The 21,265-nt window shown below is 66.0% G+C and carries 7 protein-coding genes and 1 pseudogene; 7 read left to right on the top strand and 1 reads right to left on the bottom strand.

Annotation, left to right across the window (positions count from 1 at the left end; genetic code table 11):
- Positions 1 to 61 precede the first annotated feature (61 nt).
- From ACIBG8_RS43030 to ACIBG8_RS43000, 7 genes and pseudogenes are all read left to right on the top strand, one after another.
- Positions 62 to 6,862, top strand: a complete 6,801-nt coding sequence (locus ACIBG8_RS43030) for a polymorphic toxin-type HINT domain-containing protein (protein ID WP_397349030.1) — start codon at positions 62 to 64, stop codon at positions 6,860 to 6,862.
- A 65-nt stretch (positions 6,863 to 6,927) separates the two neighbouring features.
- On the top strand, positions 6,928 to 7,386 hold the full coding sequence (locus ACIBG8_RS43025) for a DUF4265 domain-containing protein (protein ID WP_397349029.1): 459 nt from the start codon (positions 6,928 to 6,930) through the stop codon (positions 7,384 to 7,386).
- A 324-nt stretch (positions 7,387 to 7,710) separates the two neighbouring features.
- Positions 7,711 to 8,811: an integrase core domain-containing protein gene (locus ACIBG8_RS43020; protein WP_397349028.1), complete on the top strand. Its 1,101-nt coding sequence runs from the start codon at positions 7,711 to 7,713 to the stop codon at positions 8,809 to 8,811.
- A gap of 204 nt (positions 8,812 to 9,015) precedes the next feature.
- A pseudogene (locus ACIBG8_RS43015) lies at positions 9,016 to 9,947 on the top strand (IS5 family transposase).
- A 1,536-nt stretch (positions 9,948 to 11,483) separates the two neighbouring features.
- Positions 11,484 to 15,668 (top strand): caspase family protein, encoded by a 4,185-nt coding sequence (locus ACIBG8_RS43010; RefSeq protein ID WP_397349027.1) that lies wholly within the window; start codon positions 11,484 to 11,486, stop codon positions 15,666 to 15,668.
- Positions 15,669 to 15,670: 2 nt separating this feature from the next.
- Positions 15,671 to 16,666 (top strand): hypothetical protein, encoded by a 996-nt coding sequence (locus ACIBG8_RS43005; protein ID WP_397349026.1) that lies wholly within the window; start codon positions 15,671 to 15,673, stop codon positions 16,664 to 16,666.
- 12 nt (positions 16,667 to 16,678) lie between these two features.
- The gene (locus ACIBG8_RS43000; protein WP_397349025.1) at positions 16,679 to 18,319 is read left to right on the top strand and encodes a DUF6345 domain-containing protein; all 1,641 of its coding nucleotides are present in this window, start codon (positions 16,679 to 16,681) and stop codon (positions 18,317 to 18,319) included.
- A 309-nt stretch (positions 18,320 to 18,628) separates the two neighbouring features.
- Here ACIBG8_RS43000 and ACIBG8_RS42995 read toward each other — a convergent pair whose 3' ends face one another.
- Positions 18,629 to 21,262, bottom strand: a complete 2,634-nt coding sequence (locus tag ACIBG8_RS42995) for a hypothetical protein (RefSeq protein WP_397349024.1) — start codon at positions 21,260 to 21,262, stop codon at positions 18,629 to 18,631.
- Positions 21,263 to 21,265 lie beyond the last annotated feature (3 nt).

Here is a 21,265-nt window from a genome sequence, read left to right as displayed (position 1 = left end):
CACCAGGCTTTCCTCACCACGCTTTCGGCGGCGCTTGCGCCTTTCGACGGCAGTGCTCGGCGTGGCCGCCCTCGCCTGCTCGCTGTTGTCAGAGATGCCCGTTCAGGCGGCCGTTGGCGGCCGGCCCGAGACCTCCACCAACGATAAGATCGCCACTGGCAAGATCGCGAAGGTCCGGGAGCGTAGGCCTGACCCGACCTTGGCGGGCGGCAAGCCGTTCGCCCCGCCGACCTGGCCTGCCGCTGCTTCGGCAACGGTTGATCTGACCGCATCTGCTCGTGCGGCAGCCAAAGCCCCTTCTGGTCTGCCGGTGCAGGTACGCCCCGCCGACGCAGCAGCGACAAAGAGCCAGGCAGAAACTGGGCGTAGCCAGAACACTGCTGCCACCTCGCCTGCCTCCGGCCTGGTCACGCTCACCGTTCATGACCGTGCGCAGGCCACGAAGCTGGGTCTGGACGGGTTGCTGCTGAGCCTGACACCCACGCAGACCACCAAGGTCGGCGCCGCCGAGGTGTCCCTGAATTACTCCGGCATCGCCGCTGCCTACGGTGGTAGCTACGGCTCCCGGCTCCGGTTGGTGCAACTGCCGGCCTGTGCCTTGACCACCCCGGACCAGGTCGCCTGTCAGAGTGTCACCGAGCTGCCGTCGATCAACCAGCCGGCGACCGCCACCGTGTCCGCCACCGTCGTCATCCCCGCAGGTGCCGCCGCCTCCACGCCGCCGACCGGCACCGGCCAGCAGGATGCGCCGCAAACGGCCCGTACTCTTGCCGACGGTTCTCCGATGGTGTTGGCTGCCGTCGCAGGTCCTTCCGGCTCGCAGGGCGACTACGAGGCCACCTCACTGGCGGCCTCGGCCACCTGGCACGCTGGCGGCAACACCGGCGACTTCGGCTGGTCCTACCCGATGCACGTGCCTGGGGTACCGGGTGATCTGGTTCCGAACCTGGCCATTGAGTATTCCTCGGGCAGTGTGGATGGCCGTGTCGCCTCCACCAACACCCAGCCCTCCTGGGTAGGGGAAGGCTTTGATCTGTCGCCCGGGTTCATCGAACGCCGCTACAAGTCCTGCGGCGACGATGGCGAGTACAACTACGCCAAGCAGGCCAAGGTCCCCGACCGGTGCTGGGCCTACAACAACGCCACGGTCAGTTGGAACGGCAAGGGCGGCGAACTGATCCAAGTCGACGCTAACAGCTGGAAGTTCAAGGACGATGACGGCTCACGCATCGACCTGCTCGCCGACACCGCGCTCGGGAACGGCGACAACGACGGCGAATACTGGCGCATCACCACCCCCGGTGGCACCCAGTACTTCTTCGGTCGCAACCGGCTGCCCGGCTGGAGCAGCGGCAAGCCCGACACCAAGTCCACTCTTACCGTGCCGGTGTACGGCAACAACAAGGGTGAGCCTTGCTATGACGGCGACCAGGCGGATGTCAGCAACTTCGTCGACTCCTGGTGCCAGCAGGCCTACCGGTGGAACCTCGACTACGTCGTCGACCCCACCGGCAACGCCATCGCCTACTACTACCAGGCCGAGGGCAACACCTACGGTCGCAACCTCACCCCGAGCGACGTCACCCCCTATGACCGGGGCGGCTGGCTGGACCGCATCGAATACGGGCATCGCTCCACCAACCTGTATGCCAAACCGCTGGCCAAGGTCGATTTCACCGTCTCCGAACGCTGCATCCCCGCAGCGGGCGTCACCTGCGACCCGGCTGCCATCGACGACCACCCGCAGGACTGGCCCGATGTGCCCTGGGACCTGCAGTGCAAGAACGCCGACGGCAAGTGCGAGAAGGTCCTGTCACCGGCCTTTTTCACCCGCAAGCGGCTCACCGGCGTCACCACCAGTGTTCTGAAGACCGATGGCAGCTACCAGCCGGTCGACTCCTGGGAGTTGCAGCAGGACTGGGGACGGGCTGATGCCGATGCGGCGCTGCTGCTCAAGCAGATCCAGCACACCGGGCGCGCCACCGGCGACCCCATCGCACTGCCGCCGGTCACCTTCAACCACGAACAAGCCCCCAACCGCGTCGACCGGCCCGGCGACGACATCCCGCCGTTCATCAAGTACCGGCTGTCCACCGTCTATGACGAGTCCGGCGGCGCCGTGGAGGTCAACTACTCCGCCCCGGACTGCGCCCCCGACGACCTGCCCACCCCGGCGACGAACACCCGGCGTTGCTTCCCGGTGTGGTGGGAGTCCGGCGGCACTAAGAACCCGACCCTGGACTGGTTCCGTAAGTACGTCGTCACCGACGTCACGGTCTCTGACCTGACCGGCAAATCCCCCTCCCAGCTCACCACCTACACCTACAACGGTGGCGCGGCCTGGCACTTCGACGACGATGACGGCCTGACCAAGGAGAAGTACAAGACCTGGTCGCAGTGGCGCGGCTACGGCAGTGTCACCACCCGCTCCGGCGGGTCCATCGGTCCGATGAAGACCGAGTCCACCAGCCTGTTCTTGCGCGGTATGCACGGTGACCGCGCCAACGTCGACGGCAGCGACCTCAAGACCGTCACCGTCTCCGATGGCGAAGGCGGCAACTACACCGACTACGAAGGCCTGGAGGGGTTCTCCCTCAAGACCACCGTTCACGACGGACCGGGCGGCCCTGTCGAGTCCAAGACGGTCGACACCCCGTGGCGGCACGTCACTGCCACTCGGACCCGTTCGTGGGGATCGGTCAGCGCCACCCTGCTTGGCACCGGTTCGGCTCGAACCTGGACTGCGCTGGAGGCCGGTGGCTGGCGTCAGACCCGGATCAACAACACGTATGAGACTACCTACGGCTTGGTGACCCAGGCTGAGGATCTCGGGGATGTGAGCGTCGGGGTCGACGACCGCTGTACGCGCACGACCTATACCGCCCCCAACACCTCCGGCCATCTGGTCAACTACGTCGCCCGCGCCGAAACCGTCTCGGTCGGCTGCGCGGTAGCGCCAGATCGCGCCAAGCAGGTGGTGAGCGATACCCGCACCTATTACGACAACAGCACGCTCGGCGCCGCCCCCAGCTTGGGCCGCATCACCAAGGTCGAACAGGTGGCCAGCCACAACGGCACCACCGCCACCTACATCACGAACGCCGCCACCACCTACGACAGCTACGGCCGTCCACTCACGGTGACCGACGCGGGGGGCAGGGTCACCACCACCGGCTACACCCCCGCCAGCGGCCTGCCCACACAGACGACCGTGACCAGCCCGCGCGCGGTCGCATCCGACCCGGCCACCGCACAGGTCACCATCACCACCCTCGACCCTGCGCTGGGACTGCCCGTCACGAAGACCGACCCAGCGGGCGGACGCACCGACCTGGCCTACGACGCCCTCGGCAGACTGACCAAGGTCTGGCAGCCCAACCGCTCCAAGGCCTCCAATCACACTCCCAACCTCGAATACGCCTACAAGATGAGCGCCGGGGCGATCGTCGCCGTCGGTACCCGCGCGCTGCGAGCGGATTCCTCCTACACGCCGTGGGCCTACACCCTCTACGACGGCCTGCTCAGGCCACGCCAGACTCAGGCCCCCGGCCCCAACGGGGGACGCCTGATCAGCGACACCTTCTACGACCAAAACGGCAAGGTCGGCCGCAAGTACGACACCTACTACGCCACCAGCGCCCCAGACGCTGTGCTGTTCGACGTCACTGACGGCGTGGAATCGCAGGTCGCCTACGACTACGACGGCCTCGGCCGCCCGACCGTCGAGAAGTTCCTGCTCGGCGCCGGGGACGGCACCGAACAGTGGCGCACCACCACCGCCTACGGCGGCGACCGCATCCACGTCGACCCGCCCGCGGGCGGCACCGCCACCACGACCATCAGCGATGCCCGCGGGCAGACCGCCGAGGTCCGCCAGTACCACGGTGACTCGCCCACCGGCGACTATGACAAGATCAGCTACGGGTACACGCCCACCGGCAAGCTCGCCAGCGTCACCGACGCCACCGGCAACACCTGGTCCTACACCTACGACCAACGCGGCCGGAAGATCGGTAGCAACGACCCGGACAAGGGCATCTCCACCACCGTCTACGACGACCTCGACCGGGTGGTCACCACCACCGATGCACGTGCCAAAACGCTCTGGACCGGCTACGACGCGCTGTCCCGCGTCACCGAAACCCGGGACGGCTCCCCGACCGGCACCCTGCTCACCAAGGCGGTCTACGACACCGTCCGCAAGGGCCAGCTGACCAGCGCCACCCGCTACGCGGCCGGGCAGGCCTACACCACCAGCAACGACATCTACGACGTGATGGGCCGGGTCACCCGCACCACCATCACCATCCCCTCCACTGAGGGCACCCTGGCCGGGGCCTACCAGTTCAATACCGTCTACAACCTGGACGCCACCGTTCAGTCCACCGGCTACCCGGACGCGGGCGGCCTATCGGCCGAGGTCGTCACCCCCACCTACGACGACCTCAACCGCATCACCGCGATCAGCTCCAACCTGGGCACCTATCTGACCAGGGCGGACTACTCCTTCACCGGCCAGCTCCAGCAGCAGGAGGTCGGCAACTTTGCCACCAAGCGCTCCTGGTTCACCTACACCTACCAGTACGGCACCAAGCGCCTGGCCAACTCTGCCGTCAACCGCGAAAACCAGGCAGGCACCGACCGGTCGGCCACATACAGCTACGACGCGGCCGGCAACATCACCGCCGTCGCCGACGTCTCCGCCAAGGGCACCGACACCCAGTGCTTCGCCTTCGACTACCTGCGCCGCCTGAGCGAGACCTGGGCCGAAGGCGACACCACCTGCACGAGCAGCCCCTCCAGCACGGAGATCGGCGGCATCCAGCCGTACTGGCACTCCTACACCTACGACACCACCGGCAACCGCACCAAGGAAACCCAGCACGGCCTGGCAGGCGCGGCCGACACCATCCGCACCTACACCTACCCCGCCGGCGGAGCCGGACAGCACCGCCTGGCCCAGGTCGACCAGACCGGCGGTGCCGGAGCCCGCACCGACACCTACACCTACGACCAGACCGGAAACACCGCCACCCGCAAGATCGGCACCAACGCCGCTCAAACCCTCACCTGGGACACCGAGGGCCACCTCGAGAAGATCACCGACGGCACCAAGACCCTCAGCTACCTGTATGACGCTTCCGGCAACCGGCTGATCCGCCGCGACGGCACCACCGTCACCCTCTACCTGCCCGGCGGCATGGAACTGAAGAAAACCAGCGTCGTCAACGCCACCCGCTACTACAACCTCGGCGGCGGAGCCACCGCCATCCGCACCACCAGCTCCCTGTCCTTCCTCTCCCCTGACCATCAGGGCACCGGCCAACTGTCGATCAACGGCGCCACCCAGGTCGTCGCCTACCGCCGCACCCTGCCCTTCGGTAGCCTGCGCGGATCCACCGGCACCTGGCCGGGTGACCACGGCTTCCTCGGCACTGGCATCAACGACACCTCTGGCCTGACCCACCTCGGCGCCCGCGAATACGATCCCACCATCGGCCGCTTCATCAGCGTCGACCCCCTTATGGACCTGGCCAGTCCGCAGCAGATGCACGGCTACAGCTACGCCAACAACAACCCCGTCACAACCAGCGACCCCACCGGCACCATGCCCCAGTGGGTCGACAGCAGGCACGGCTCAGGCCCATCCGCCGTCTACACCACGATGATCTCCCGACTCTCCGGAGCAGCCCGAGAAGAGTTCATCAGGCTCTGGTACCAGCGCTATACGGCGCAGATGAAACGTGCGCTGTTGCATTACGACCGTCCCGGAGCAGTCGCCCACGAAGAATGGTCGCTGGCCGGCTTGATCTGCGACGATATCGCGGCTTGCGATGCCGACGACAGTCTCCGTCAAGATCTACTCGGCCCGATGTACATGCGCACCCTCAATACGAGCGAATTGACGCAATCGGAGGGCCCCGCGGTACCAGCGCACGTTGCTGGTATTGCAGGTCTTAAGGCGATGCTGTTCGGCTGGAAGAACGGAAAGCCGGCAACGGCCTCCGAAAATGACGCAAAGCTGGGCGCCAAACAGTCCGTCGTAGGAAAAGAACCCGATGCTAAGACGTCCTGCAGCAGCTTTGTTCCCGGCACAAAGGTGCTGATGGCCGATGGGACTCAAAAATCGATCGAAAAGATCAAGATCGGCGATACGGTACTCGCAACCGATCCCCAAACCGGCAAAACCTTCGCCAAGCCCGTCACGAACGTTCTCACCAGTGAAGGCAAGAAGACACTCGTCCAGATCACCGCAACTGGCAGCAAAGCCAGAGAGCGGGAAACGGGCTCGGTAACCGCCACCGCCAACCATCCCGTCTGGAACCAGCAGACACGCGCCTGGGTCGAGGCTGAGACGGTACGTCCTGGCGTGATTCTGCGCGGACCCGCCGGCCAAGCCATCCGCGTCGAATCAGTCTCCGAATGGAGCGCGATCAGTCGCGTCCACAACCTCACCGTCGCCGACATCCACACCTACTATGTCGGTGCCGGAGACCAAAACATCCTGGTTCACAACACCAATCCCGATGGATGTCGCTTTGAAGTAGACTCGCGAGGTGTTGCTTCGGACCTCGATGCGGATATGAGCCGAGCAGGCAAACCATTCACGCGAGCCGGAAAGCGGAAGGTCATCGAAGAATCCCGCAATAATAATGGTGGACAAACCGTCTGTGACGATTGTGGGGCAGCGACGAGTCCCGCCCAGCAGTCGCGTCGCGGCGTTCCTACGAATCCTCTAGAAACGCGGATCGATCATATTTGGCCCGAGTCGCTAGGCGGTCCAGGGTCGCCCTGGAACGGTCGAGTAACATGTGTCGTATGCAACGGCAACTGGAGCAACATCCCCAAGGGGCCGCTGTAGCGTCAGGTTGAATTTATCCGAAGAACTACCCTCCCACTGGAGCGGTAGGAGAAGTGCGAGGTAGCATGTCCGATCTAGATGTTAGTGCTGTTCGTGTGATGTTTCCTCTCGAACAAGACCAGGACGGCTACCCCCCATACACAGAGGAGGGGATCTGGGTTCGGCCCCTCACCGATGGTGTGGGTGAAGTCCTCAGCATCCCCTTCTTCGTAACTGGCATCAGCAGAGGAGATTTTATCTCCTATGACACAAAAGGAAATGAAGCGCAATTCTCCGAATTGCTATCTGCAAAAGGTCATTCGACGCTGCGACTTATCTTCTTTCAAGAAGATGCCGAAAGTCAGATTAGGAACGAGCTGGAGCAAATGGGGTGCGAGGCGGAGGCGGGGTCAATCCGCTCACTTCTTGCCATCGATGTTCCACCGAAGGCTAGCTACACTGCGATTATCGGCATAATTACACGCGAGTCCAAAAAGGCCGTACTGGACTACGAAGAGGCGTGTATTTCACGCGAACATAAATGAGTCCCGCCGCTCTGATGGGCGGGGCTTGGACCTCGGGGTGGCCGCGCAGCCAGGCGGCGAAGGTGTCGGCCTGGTCGTCGTCCAGCACGGTCGCAAACGATCGGCCGCGGCGTTTGGACCACTCGTCCACGCCCGGCACAGTGACCTGCCCGGTCGGCGGATCGGGCAGGGCGCGAACCAACCGGATCAGCGTGTCGCGTGACACCGAGACTGCGCCTGCCGATAACTACATCCGGCCTGGTCATCGCCGTGCGAGCGCTTTGTGTGGCGGCTTGAGCTCAGGCCGGCCAGGAGATGGAGCCGAGTGCGGCATGATGATCGGTCGTGCTCCTTCGTCTGGCTTATCTGACTGTCACGAACGCGTTCGCCGCATTACGGCTATTGCCGATGAGCGATCGGGACAAGGACGTCGAGATTCTCGCCCTGCGTCATCAGATGATGGTCTTGGAACGGCAGCTCGGCGTCGATGTACGGGTGAGGTTCGCCCCCGAGGACCGCCTCTTCCTGGCGGCGCTCCTGACCTCGCTTCCCCGCGCGGTCCTGCGCCGATTCCGGCTTGTCGTCCGCCCGGACACCATCCTGCGCTGGCAGCGCGAGTACGTGAAGCAGCGGCACGCCCGAACCTGCCGGCCGAAGCGCCCTGGGCGCCCGCCCACGGTCCGCTCCATCCGCGCCCTCGTCTTGCGTCTGGTCCGGGAGAACCCCTCCTGGGGATATCGGCGGGTGCACGGCGAGCTCACCACACTCGGCCTCAAGGTCGCGCCGTCCACGGTCTGGGAGATCCTCCGGCAAGAAGGCATCGATCCAGCACCCGAGAGAGTCCCTACCTCCTGGGCCGACTTCCTACGATCACAAGCCAACGCGCTCCTGGCCTGTGACTTCATCGAAACCGTCACCCTGAACGGACAGCGCCACTACATCCTGGCCGTCATCGAGCCTGCCACCAGGCGCATCCATGTGCTTGGCACCACCGCCCATCCGACCGCGGCCTGGGTCACTCAAGCGATAAGAAACCTCGTCATGGACCTGGAGGACGCGCGCTGCAGGGCACGCTTTCTGATCCGCGACCGGGACGGCAAGTTCCCCGTACTTATGGACGAGATCCTCGCCGAAGCCGGTATTCACACGGTGCTCACCGGCATCCGGATGCCGCGTATGAACTCCATCATGGAGCGGTGGGTGCAGACCTGCCGCCGCGAACTCCTGGACCGGTGCCTGCTCTGGAATGAACGCCATCTACGCCACGCCCTGGGCGAGTATGAGAAGTTCTACAACGAGCATCGCGCTCATCAAGCCCTCGGCCAGGCGGCTCCACTTCGCGCCGTCCCCGACCCGATCACCGAACCGGCGCGCATCATCGACCTGAACATCCGCCGACACGACCGGCTCGGAGGCATCCTCCGCGAATACTCACACGCCGCTTGAACTGCACGGACGTAGTGTTCGGCAGGCGCAATGCTGGTCCAGCAGCACGGAGAGATCGACGCGCTGCGGGGAGCGTCGGCGGCGGAGAAGACCGCGATGAAGCGGGTCAACGTGGAGCAGGTGGCCAAGGTTCTGCAGGGTCGCTCCTAGGAGCTGTTTCTTGGATCGGCTGACTGTGAGTACCTGCGTTGTCACGATGGGTTCATGGGTCGTGGAGATCTGACGAACGCCGAGTGGGAGCGGTTGATCGCGTTGCTTCCCGAGGGCGGTCAACGTGGTGGACGGTGGAACGATCATCGGGTCACCATCAATGGGGTGCTGTATCGGGCGCGTACTGGGCTGCCGTGGCGGGATCTACCGGAGCGGTTCGGGCCGTGGATCACGGTCTACAAGCGTCATCGGCGCTGGTCGGCGGATGGCACGTGGGAGCGGCTGCTGGCAGCGGTCCGCGCGGCCGAGGACGCGGCGGGCCAGGTGGGCTGGGACATTGCTGTGGACTCCACCACCACGCGGGCGCATCAGCATGCGGCCGGGGCGCCCCGTGCCCGGCCCGCGATGGTCGGGCAAAAGGGGGCCGGCGCGGGGACAAAGCGCCTCGATCCGGTGTTGGCGAAGCTGGTGGCCCGGCTGGTGGAGGTGGTCAAGCTGGGGAATGCCTAGGCAGGTCCCGGGGCGGGTTCACCACGAAGATCCACCTATCGGCCGATAGCCGCTGCCGCCCGTTGTCAGTGGTCTTGACGCCCGGCCAGCACGGTGACAGCCCGCACCTGCGGCCGGTACTGCAGGCCATCCGGGTGCCGAGGCTGGGGCCGGGACGTCCCCGCACCCGGCCCGACAGCCTGGCCGCCGACAAGGCCTACTCCTCCCGCGCCAACCGCGCCTACCTGCGCCGCCGCGGCATCCGGCACGCCATCCCCGAACCTGCAGACCAGCAAGCCAACCGACGCAGACGCGGGTCAGCCGGTGGCCGCCCGGCCGGCTTCGACGCCGAGCGATACAAGGCCCGCAACGTCGTCGAGCGGGCCATCAACCGGCTCAAGAACTTCCGGGCCGTGGCCACCAGGTACGACAAACGCGCCTACATCTTCCTCGGTACCGTCACCCTGGCCAGCCTGATCATCTGGCTCCGAACCTGATCCAGGAAACAGCTCCTAGGCGCCGCCGCAGGTGTGGGTGACCCTGCTGGATGAGGGTTTATATCTGTACTCGATCTCCACGATGTATCGGCTGCTGCGCGCCGAGAAGGGGCGTGCCTGAGCGACGCGCAGGCACGCCACCGCGCCACAGTCGGTCCTGATTCGGCCGCCGTCGCAGGTGTTCACCTGGGACATCACCAAACCGGAGGGGCTACGGCCGGGCGTGGTCTATGACCTGTATGTGATGCTCGACAGCTACTCCCGGGACGTGGGTGGCCGGCGGGTCGAGCATCGGGAAAGCGCTGCTGGTGGAGTTGCAGATCAGTCGCTCTCACTCGCGCCCCAAAAGCGAGCCACGACATCCCCTACTCCGAGGCGGCGTTTAACGCGTTGAAGCTCTGTCCGGCCGTCTCTGAGCGGTTCGGCGGCCTGGACGATGCCCGCGCGTTCTGCGAGGCACTTTTTCTCCAACTGCAACCACCATCACCGCCATTCCCACATCGGGTTGCACGCCCCGGCGTCGGCGCACTTCGGCACCGCCGGCCAGATCCGCCTCCAGCGGGCCGCGACGTTGGAAGCGGCCTACGCCGCCAACTCACGCCGGTTCCGGAGTAGACCGACCCCGCCTGCGATTCCCGTCAAGGCGTGGATGAACGACCTAGACGCTGGTGACTCAGGTCCGGAGGCCGGTGGAGCCTGATCAAGATTCGATCCGTTCTGTGTCTCGGGATGGGGGAGAGCGGTCGGTCTCTGCAGCGGGGGAGCTTGGCGGTGGGCAAAGAACCACAAGGCGATCTCACCTAGCACAGCGAGATGCGACTGGGCTCACACTTCAGTGAGCAACGGGTATGCCTTCCCGACCTATGTTGGCGCGTCGGTCGTGGAAAGGACGGGCCGGCATGAAGATCAATGGAGTCTTGGACAGCCCCGACCGTAAGTGGACGTCCAGGAGCCGGTTCGGACGCTCGATCACGGAGGGCAGTTGAGTCTTAATCAGCGAGTCTGAAGACCTCCGCCCGTCTCTGGGGTGGTCGAGGTGTGTCATTGGTTGTAGGCGTCATACCAGACCGGACTTGCTCAGGCGCTCTAGGGGGCTGTGTTGCGGGCATGTCCAGAAGCCGCGTCTCGGGATTGATCAATCAGTATCGGCGAGCGGTTTGGCGCTCGCTTGCGTCCCAGGCGAGCCAGTACACGAGTCCCCCGCGATCAAGTGATCTGCCCCGGGAAACGAGGTCCAGGGAACGACCGCACACACCGCGTCTCGGTGTCCTCCTGACCCAGTTCCTCATTCCCGCATCAACGTCGTAAATCACATCCTGTCCTGTTCCGGCTTCCGGCGCATTCGCCAGACCAGGCCCTAAACAGACACTCCGAAACCGCGGCTGTATGTGCTTTTACGGGTATCCATTAAGGGTATCGCCAGCCTGAGCGCTTAGTGCCGGCGCGACCTAGGGTATGCCTCAGGGGTTCCCCTAGTCTTTCCTGAATATGCGGCACTCAGAGTGACAGGTGCGATTTCCAATGCTTTATTGAGCTATGCTGCGGTTCAGTGACTTCCCGGAAGTCCGTGTTTTGTTGATGGGCACGGGTGAGTACGGCAGCCTTCCGGACATTCCCGCGGTGAACGACACGATCAAGGATCTCGCGGAAGCGCTGGAACGCCGGTGTGGTGTTCCCCGGAGATCTATTCAGATCGAGCTGGACCCGCCCACGCCAATGGTGATGGGGGAGGCGATCGCCACCGCCACAGAATCCGCGGGTCAGTTGCTGCTGGTCTACTTCTGCGGGCACGGCCTGGTCAGCCCGAGCGGCAACCTGTATCTCAGCGCCGCGTGCACCGATCCCAGGTCGCTCCGGTTGGAGCACACCGCCCTGCCGTACGCGACCCTGCGCCGATATTTGCTCGACTGCGCGGCGGGCCCGCTCGTGATCATTCTTGACTGCTGTTTCTCCGGACGCGCGGTCAGCGGCCTGGGAGACGCCGACGACGAGGTCGTCAATCTCGCCGAGGTCGATGGTGCGTTCGTCATGGCTGCCGCGGGGTCCAGCGAAGTCGCCATCGCCCCTCCGGGCGAGCGACACACGTCCTTCACTGGAGCGTTGCTTCGCCTCATGGAGTACGGCGATCCCGACGGCCCGTCAGGGCTCGGGCTGCTGGAGGTGTACCGGTCGCTGAGCCGTACGCTGCGGGCCGCGGGACGCCCGGTTCCGCGCTGCCGGTCCAGTGGGGCTGCGGGGTCGCTAGTCCTCACGGATAACCGCGCCTACCGCCCACGTGCCGATTTCCCCGCGATCCCGCCCACCGTCGGCCCGGTGGCGTCGGACGAATGCCCTTACAAAGGGCTGGCGGCGTTCGAGGCCACAGACGGAGCATGGTTCTTCGGCCGTGAGAGGCAGACGACGACACTGATCCAGCGGCTGGGCGAGCGGTACGACGACCCGCGGCTCCTGCTGGTGTCAGGCGCGTCAGGTTGCGGAAAGTCATCGCTTCTCCGCGCCGGCCTGCTGCCCGCCGTGAGCAGGGGAGCGCTCGGGCTGTCCGGGTCGGCTGGCTGGCCGCGGTTCCTGCTCACCCCGGCAGGCTCGCCGCTAGACGTGCTGGCTGCGGAACTGCGTACGGAACCGACAGCGGATGCCCTGCTCGACGCGTTGGGCGGGCTCCCGCACGAGCGCGTCGTGATCGTCGTCGACCAGTTCGAAGAGGTCTTCGTGGACTACAGGGACGAGGCGGAGCGGCAGGAGCTCATTGGCTTCCTCCACCGGGCGGCGACGCACCGCCTGGCCCTCGTCGTACTGGGGATCCGGGCGGACTTCAGCGGGCGATGCGCCGACTATCCCGAACTCGCCCGATCCCTGCAGGAACAGGGCATCGTGCTGGGCCCGATGACGACCGAGGAGCTCCGGTCGGCGATTCGCCGCCCTGCGGAGGCGGCGGGCCTGGTGCTGGAGCCGGGCCTGCCCGACCTGCTCCTGGACGATCTCGGGGCCCGCCCCGGCGCCGGTTATGAGGCCGGACGGCTGCCGCTGCTCTCGCACGCCCTGCTGACCACCTGGCAGCGGCGCTCTGGACGCGCGCTGACCCTCGCGGGTTACCGTGCGGCGGGTGGCATTCACGAGGCCCTCTCGGAGACCGCCGACAAGGTGCTCAATGATCTTGGCGAACCGGCGCGGGCGACGGCTCGCATGCTCCTGCGCCGGCTCGTCCATGTAGGAGAAGGAACCGAGGACACGCGTCGCCGGGCGAATCTCGAGGACCTGCTGGCCGACCTGCCCGGTCCGGCCACCGTACGGACGGTTCTCGACGCCTTCGCCGCCGCCAGGCTGATCACCGTAGACAAGGAGTCAGTGGAGCTCACCCACGATGCGCTCCTGAGGGCGTGGCCCACTCTCAGGTCCTGGATCGATGCCGACCGTGCAGGTCTCCTCGTCGAGCAGCCGCTCAGGGACGTGGCCGCGGCCTGGGACGGCCGCGATCCTTCGGTGTTGTACCGGGGCACACAGCTCGCGCTCGCCCTCGACTGGGTGGCCGTCCACGACGCAGGACCGGCGGCCCGAGCCTTTGTGGACGCCTCCAGCCTGCGGGAGCGCCGGGAACAGGAGGCTACGCAGCGACGGAACCGCATGTTGGCCTGGCTGAGCGCTTCGCTGGCGGTGTTGCTGGTGGTCACGCTGGCTGTCGCGGGCGTGGCCGTGAACAGGAACGTGGAGGCGACCAGACAGCGGGACACGGCGCTCGCCAGGCAGGTCGCCGCGCTCGCCGACGACCTTCGGGGCACGGATCCGGTACGAGCGGCGCTGATGAGCGTGGCGGCGTGGCAACTGGCCCCGGTGGAGGAGGCGCGTGCGGCCCTGTACACGTCACTGACCAGGCCGGAGAGGATAGGGCCCGCACCCCGCATCGGGGTGGAGGCCATGTTCGAGCTGAGCGCAGACGGTCGTACCCTGGCGGTCGTCGACGCCGGGCGGGCCTACCTGTGGGATGTCGCGGACCATCGCGAGACGGATTCGGTCGAGGGCATCGACCGGAACGCCAGCATGCTGGCGCTGAGCCCGGACAAGCACACGATCGCCGTGGGTACAGGGGAGACAGTGCGGCTGTGGGACATCACTGCCCGCAGGATGCGCCACGAGATCCCCGAAGGGAACACCTTTCTCGCGTTCAGTCCCCATGGCGGCCTGCTGACCGTGGTGACGCGGGACCGCGACGCGCAGGTCCATCGGATCGATCCCAAGGGCGGACGCTTGGTGTTCAGGACGAGCGGCGCGAACCACCACGGCGTGAAACGCATCACGATCTCCGACAACGAGCGGCTCGCGGTGATCGCCTTCTTCGACGGCGTGATCGAGGTGTGGAGCCTGAACCAGCACCGGCGTATCACCCGGATCAGAACCCTGGCCCGTGCGGTGGCCTTAAGCCCGGACTCGGCGACCCTCGCCGTCGCGGGCGAGCATGACGTGCGGTTCTGGGCCCTGCCTTCGGGCAGGCCCACGCCAGTGGTGCTGAGAAACGCCGGCGCGTACGGGCTCTGGTACACCCACAGCGGGACGCGTCTGATCTCGTATGACGAGACGCGCCTGTCGGTGTGGAAGACCGACGGGACTCGGTTGGTGGGGCATCTGCCGATCGAGACGATCGCCAATCCGCTGGTGGGGATCGCCGGGGACGACCGTACGCTGGCCTACACGCTGCGTGACGCCACCGTGGTCACCGTGGACGTCTCCGCCTACACCAACCCAGCGATCCAGTACGCCGGAGTGGTGAAGGCCGCCTTCGGGCCCGACGGACGTACGGCGGCCGTGCTGGCCGGGAAGGGCGCGGCCAGGACCGTGCAGCTGCGCGACATCGCCGGCGGGGGCACGTTCGGCCCCGCCCTGCCGGCCCCGAATGCTGAGGCGCTCGCTCTGGATGGGGGCGGCACGACGGTGGCCGTGGGTGATGCCGGAGTCGTCAAGCTGTGGGATCCCTATACCGGGCAGGCGAGAGGCGTACTCGAATCCGGCGACCCGGCACTGGAAGACGTGGTGGGGCTGGCGTTCAGCCGCGACGGGCGCACCCTGGCCGTCACCCACTGGTCAGGAAACCGTGTGCCGGTGCAGTTGTGGGACGTGGAGCAGGGACGCAGGAAGAAGGACCTCGCCGAGGATGGCTCGTTCTCCATGGCGTTCAGCCCGGACGGCCGGGTTCTCGCCCTCTCCGGGCCGCCGACCTCACTCGTCGACATCGACCGGGATATCCGGCTTCCCATTCGCGCCGGCCCAAGCCTGAACGGGGCCTTGACGGTCGCCTTCAGCAACGGCGGCGCGATACTCGCCGCCGGCTACAGCCAGGAGGGCGTACTGCTGCTGGACGCCAGGACCGGGGAACGATACGGGAAGCTGGTGCCCGTGCGTGGCGGCTCAGGCGAGGTCAAGGTGCTGGCGTTCTCGCGCGACGACCGCACCCTCGCCACCGGCAACGACAAGGGCGAGGTCCGGTTGTGGGACGTCGTACGCAGGATTCCGCTCGGCGAGGCGTACACGCTGCACACCGACGCTGTTCTTGCGCTGGCCTTCGACGCTGGCGGTGGCCTGCACAGTATCGGCGCGGACGGCACGCATCAGAGCTACCTGCTCGACCCCGACCGCGCCGTGCGGGCCGTGTGCGCCCGCGCCGGCACGACCCTGTCCACGGACGACTGGCGCCGCCTCATACCGCAGGCGCCCTATCGAAAGGTGTGCTAGCCATGGCGACGTTCTTTATCGAGCTCGTCGAGGTCGTCCCCGACGTGATCATGGTACCCCCGGGCGGCGTCTTGTCCGCCACGTTCCGCGTCGTCACCACGGGCGGCTCCAAGGTCGCCGGCCTGCTCATAGATCCCACCGCGGAACCGGACGAGGTGGACTTCGACAAGTCGCAGGTCAGGCTGGATGTGCGGAACCAGCGGCTCTGGGAGTTGACCTACCCGTTCGAATCGGCAGATCCGGTGGGCGCCTGGCACCTGGTCGTGATCGCCGAGACGAGGACCCGCGTACGGGAGACCGCGGTGCTGCGCTTCGGCGTGGGCCGCACCACGCAGCCGGGCCAGCACGACATCTCTCTGCGGACGAACGTCAACACCGGCGTCGCCGTGGAGAGGGGCGACGTGGTCGACTTCGACGGCACGCTGCGAACCGGCGACGGTACGACGTGGAGCGCGTTCGACGGTCAGACCGTCGTGCTGCAGTTCCGGGAGACCGGCACCGTCGTGTGGGAGGAGACGGGGACTTCGCAGACAGGTCCGAACGGTGATCTCCATTTCAAGCAGGTCATGGAGCTCGGCGGCGACTGGCGGGCCGTTTTCGACCCACCGGGCAGCCCTTTCGGCGCCAGGAGCGACCCCATCCACATACGCGTGAACGTCGGGCTGCCGACGGGACTGGAATTCAGCAAGTACACCGTGAAGCCTGGAAAGGTAAAGCGCGGCGACACGATCCACCACAGGTCGAAGCTCGTTCCGAAGAGAAAGCTAACGAGCGTTCCGCTGGTGGGACGGAATGACGTGATCGAGGTTAGCTTCCAGGCGTCGGGGAGGGAGAAGGGGAATCCGATCCTTCGGGGCGTGAAGGACGGTGGAGTTATCGAATTCAACACCCAAACGAAGAAGGTGTCGGGGGTCTGGCATATGAAAGTCGTATATATCAACGGCGTCGATCCCATTGGAGCCGTCACATCCAACAAGGTCAGCGTGAAGAAAAAGTGAGGCGATGCCGCCATGGACACCCTTCCTATTTTCCGGGCCGTCCGCGTCCCGACCACGACGCAGGACACCATCGAACTCGCGAAGAAGCTTTTCGGCATCGACCCCGTCAGCTTGGAACGGCGGGGCCGTCGCATCGTCCTCCGCTCGGGCCAGCACGTGGTCGAGGCGGACGTGGAGGGAGCAGGCGTGTGGGCAGCAGATGAGGCCAGGATGTGGAATCCGCGAATCCCGCCACCGGACATCCCTGACGCCGACACCGCGCTCAGTGCGGCGGCGAACCACGTGGAGAAGCTCCTGCCCCAGCTCGGAGCCGACCAGCCTTTCGCGTACGGCGCGCCGTTCGCGACCAGGACCGTGATTGCGCGTTGGAACGCGCAGGACGGCAGGCAAGATTATCCTTACGACATCACGGTCAACTACCCGATCACTGTGAATGTCAAGGACGGCAAAGATCGGATCCCCTTCGTCGGAGGCGGTGGCTCGTTCAATCTCGTGTTCGGCGAGAGAGCCCGCCTGATCGGTTTCAGCGGCGCATGGCGCAGAACGGCATTCGTGCGCGAGGCGGAGCTCGTCCCACTGCACGAGGCGGACAAGGAATTCCGCATCCTGATCAGGGAGCTGGAGTTCAGCGCCGTCTCGGTCTCTCTCGCCTACTATGCCGGGCCCGCGTTCACCGACCAGAAGTTCATCTTCCCCGTCTACGTCTGCTCCGCCACCGTGCGGGTCGACGGTAACGATTTCAAGATGCAGGAGATCCTGCTCCCCGCGACGAAGGAGGGCAGGTCCGGCGGCCACCACATCATCGACCCACCCCACGACCCGACCCGATTCGCCCGCGCTGTCGGTGACCTATCGTCCACTGCGGACCAGCAGGAGCCTAAGCCTCCGGCCCGCGTGCGCGACGACGGCATCGCCGACGACAAGCCGTACAAGTGCGGCGCCTGGTGGTACGGCGGAAAACCTGCGGTGACAGAGAATCTCAAGCTCAGCGCGGAAGGCTTGCTCCACGTGCTGAATTCCGCCGGATGGCACATCACGGTGGCCAACGCTGAAGACAAAGCGAAGAAGTCCCAATGGCTCGAAGACGCCGACAAATGGGTGGATGCCGTGGACTTCGCCTACTTCAACGGGCACGCGAGCCCCAAAGGCTGGGTGATGGCGGGGGGAAACGTCAGCTTCGACACCAAGCCGCACCGGCCCGCATGGGGCAGCCAGGACGTTGAATGGATAGGCATCAACGGATGCGGGCCGCTTCAGGACGACATCCTCTTCCGGGACACGGACATTGTCGCTCCCTGCACCAAGGTCAGCGGATACGACGCTCTGGACAAGTGGAAGGGGGTGTTCGACGGGCTCCACATGCTGCTCGGCTTCGCCTCGCAGATCATGTCCTCAGAGTTCGCCGGCCTAAGGTTCGCCGAATACGCCGCGGAGGGTCAGTTCGTCCTCACGGCCTGGCTCCGGATGGGGCGGGAGATCCAAGCGACACACAACGACAAATGCCCACCCGACGGCCCGATTCGGTGGGTGGGGGCGGTGTGGCCCGAGGAAACCGGCGCGAATCCTGTGGATGACCATCTCTGGGGATTTGGATCGGTGTCAGCGGATCCGGTGCTGCGCAACGCGTTCGTGGCTATGTGGACGAGTTGCTGAGATCCTATCGCTGTGCGCTGCCCTGCTCGCGATTCGGACAAATTGGTCGATCTCGCGGGGTGAATTGAGCGGCATGACGCGCCGATTGTCGACAATCAAGGTGCGATACCAGTGCGTGGCGTTCTTGGACGTCGCTAACTCTCGGCAGTCTTGTGCAGCACCGGCGCAGGGCACCTGTCCGAAGTCGCCTCCCCGCACCCGGTTGAATGATCACAGTCCCGACGGTCACGCCCTTCGTCTCGTGGCGAAACTCGACCCGGCAGCGATCGCAGGGATGCGGTTCGTGTTGCGGTAGGTGAATGACTCTGCTCATGGGATGGCGAGCTCGGGGAACCTCCTTCCTTGGACGACGATCGTGACGATCGGGTGGTCGGCGGGGTTGTAGGTGAAGATCCTGGAGTAACGGCCGTCGTACCGGCTGAGCAGTTCGCCGTTGTCGGGCTGCGGGTAGGCGACGCCGTCGGACGGAACCGGGGAGAACGGCTGGAACTGCCCTTGTTTGCTACGGATCTGGACCACGCTCGCCCGGAACGGGCCGAGCCGCTCGCCGCGAGCATCGACCGGCGACACGGTGATCATGACGGTGCGCAGCTTGTCCCCCTCACCTTCGTGCTCGACCTGCTTGATCTCCACTTTGGAGGCCTCGGGATCGACGCCCACGCCCGCCCAGAACGACCGGTGGGCGACCCGCAGGAACGGATGCCCGTCAGGTGTGGTGCCGCGGATGGTGAATCGCCAGTTGTACATGCCCTCCTTCTCCACGCCTGCGTAGGTGTTGGTGTAGGTGCCGTCGTCGCGGATGCCGTCCTGGTGCCGTCCGTCGTCCCAGAGCTGGTCGGTGCCGTCCCGGAAGATGCCCTTCGGGACATCCTCCAAAAGGCCCTGCCGCTCCTTGCGGTGGAGCAGGTCCGCGAGCATGGCGGCCTTCGGTGCGAGCGGGTCGGAGACGTTCTGGCCTGCTGGCTTGTAGCCGGAGCCATTGACGGCCAGGAAGGTGCCCAGTCCTTCACCGGGACGTGCCAGTTCGGCGTACACCTTGGCGTCCTTCACTGATTCTCCCCCGGCGGTGACCTGACAGGTCACCAGGGCACGTTGGCCGGTCAGATAGCGGACACGGTCGAATCGGATATCGGCCTTCAGGAACAGGTCGACGAGCACCAGAAGGTCACCTGGGGCGATCTGCTTGAGGCCGGTTCCGTTCTCCCAGTACTCCACTCGCCACGTGCTCGCAGGCACCGCCGCCCCCAGGTGCGCCGTGAGGTCTACATCGACGAGGCCGTGGTTGGCACGCAGTCGCACGGTGATACCGGGCGCGACTACGGCGCCCGGGCCCGCCACCTGCTGCTCGACTCCGCCGACCGTGCGGAACACCTTGATTCGGTCATTGATGCTCTTCCACCGCAGCGTGAAGGTCAGATGGTTCTCACCCGCACTGACCGCGATGTCGTCGTTGGGATCGGGGGGAGTGACGTTCTCGGCTTCCAGGGCGTGGCCGAGCATCTCGCCGAAGGCGGACATCAGCTGGTTGGCCTGGACCGGGCGGTAGAGGCCACGGTCCGTGGGGCTCCCGGTGGCGAGATCGTCCAGGACCGAGTCCTGGACGGTGCCGCGCGGGCCCAGGCCTATCGTGTAGATGGCCAGCCGGGCATCGACCGTCGCTCGCGCACCCGCGCCGCGCTGGCTGCGGAAGGTCGCGGTAGCGCCCTGCGGGACCGGGGAGTCGTCCTCCACGACCACCGCGTTGGAGTTCTCCATGCCGTCGGTCAATTGCATGAGTACGTACCGGTCGTCGGGGGTGCCGCCGATGCCGACGAACTCGTCGATCGCGACGATGAGCGCATCGCCGATCGGGGTACAGGCGCCGGGATTGCCGAGCCCCAGCGAGGTGACGTCGAGGGCGGAGAGACCGCCGAGGGTTCCGTTCTTCGGCAAAAGGATCTCGATCGGCCCGGACGGCTTGCCGGTCCAGCCGCAGGTCGACGCCTCATAGATCATGATTCCCGCACGGTCGGCGGGGCTGATCTGGCCGCGCAGCGCGATCCACAGGTCGGCCCAGACATGGGCCGCCTGCCGGGCGAACTCCCACCGGGTCAGGGTGGTGCCGGGCATGAGGGCGAGCATGCTGCCCGAGCGGTCGACGGCCAGGATCATGTGCTGAGTGCGCGGCCTCACAGTGAGCGTCACCTCGGCCGTCTCGACCGGTTCCGCCGGGTCGGGGGTCATGTTCGGGACGTCGTCGTAGAACGCGGTCAATCGGTACCCGATCGACTGTTCCGCGTATACGACCGGTGCCCGGAACGCCGGTGAAGACTGGATCGAGGCGTTGAGCGGGACATTGGCGATCGTCGTGCTGAACAGCGTGCTCGGCGGCGGTGCGCTGATCGAAGCCGGGGCGGTCTGCGTCCAGGTGGCGCGCAGGACGGGCGGGGCAGGTGTGCCCGCAGGGCCGGGACCGGCCGGAACGGTCGTGTAGTTCGCGCTTCCCGTCAGGCTGATCGGCGTCTTCTCGGTCAGCGCGGCTGGCGGGGCGGCGGTTGCCACGGGGTCGGCGAGGATCCTCCTGATCTCGGCGTCGCCGGCGTTGATCTGGAGGTGTACGGTCTGCGGCGGCACGACGGCGCCGACCCTCAGCTGCCATGCGGTATGGAACGGGTTGGTCGCCTCGATCGTGACGAGCACGACGGCGCCGCCGCCCGCCTGGGTGCCCGAGCCGTTCACGATGCGTGTCGCGGTGGCGTCCGCGGGGATCGCGCCGGTGGTCGACAGAGTGATCGGCGGGCCGCCGCTCTCCGCGAGGGTGACAGCGGCCGCCACAGGGCAGTGCAGCTCGAGCTCCGCCTGTTCTCCCGCGTCAAGCTCGATGTCGAGGTAGAACCAGGCGTTCGCGGAGTCGGCGATGGTGTAGGCAGTGAGTCCGATCGCGCCGGGGATGATCGTGGACATGGC

It is taken from the genome of Nonomuraea sp. NPDC050556 (genome assembly GCF_044457355.1).
Classification (GTDB): Bacteria; Actinomycetota; Actinomycetes; order Streptosporangiales; family Streptosporangiaceae; genus Nonomuraea.
This window is presented reverse-complemented; position numbering and strand designations above follow the sequence as displayed.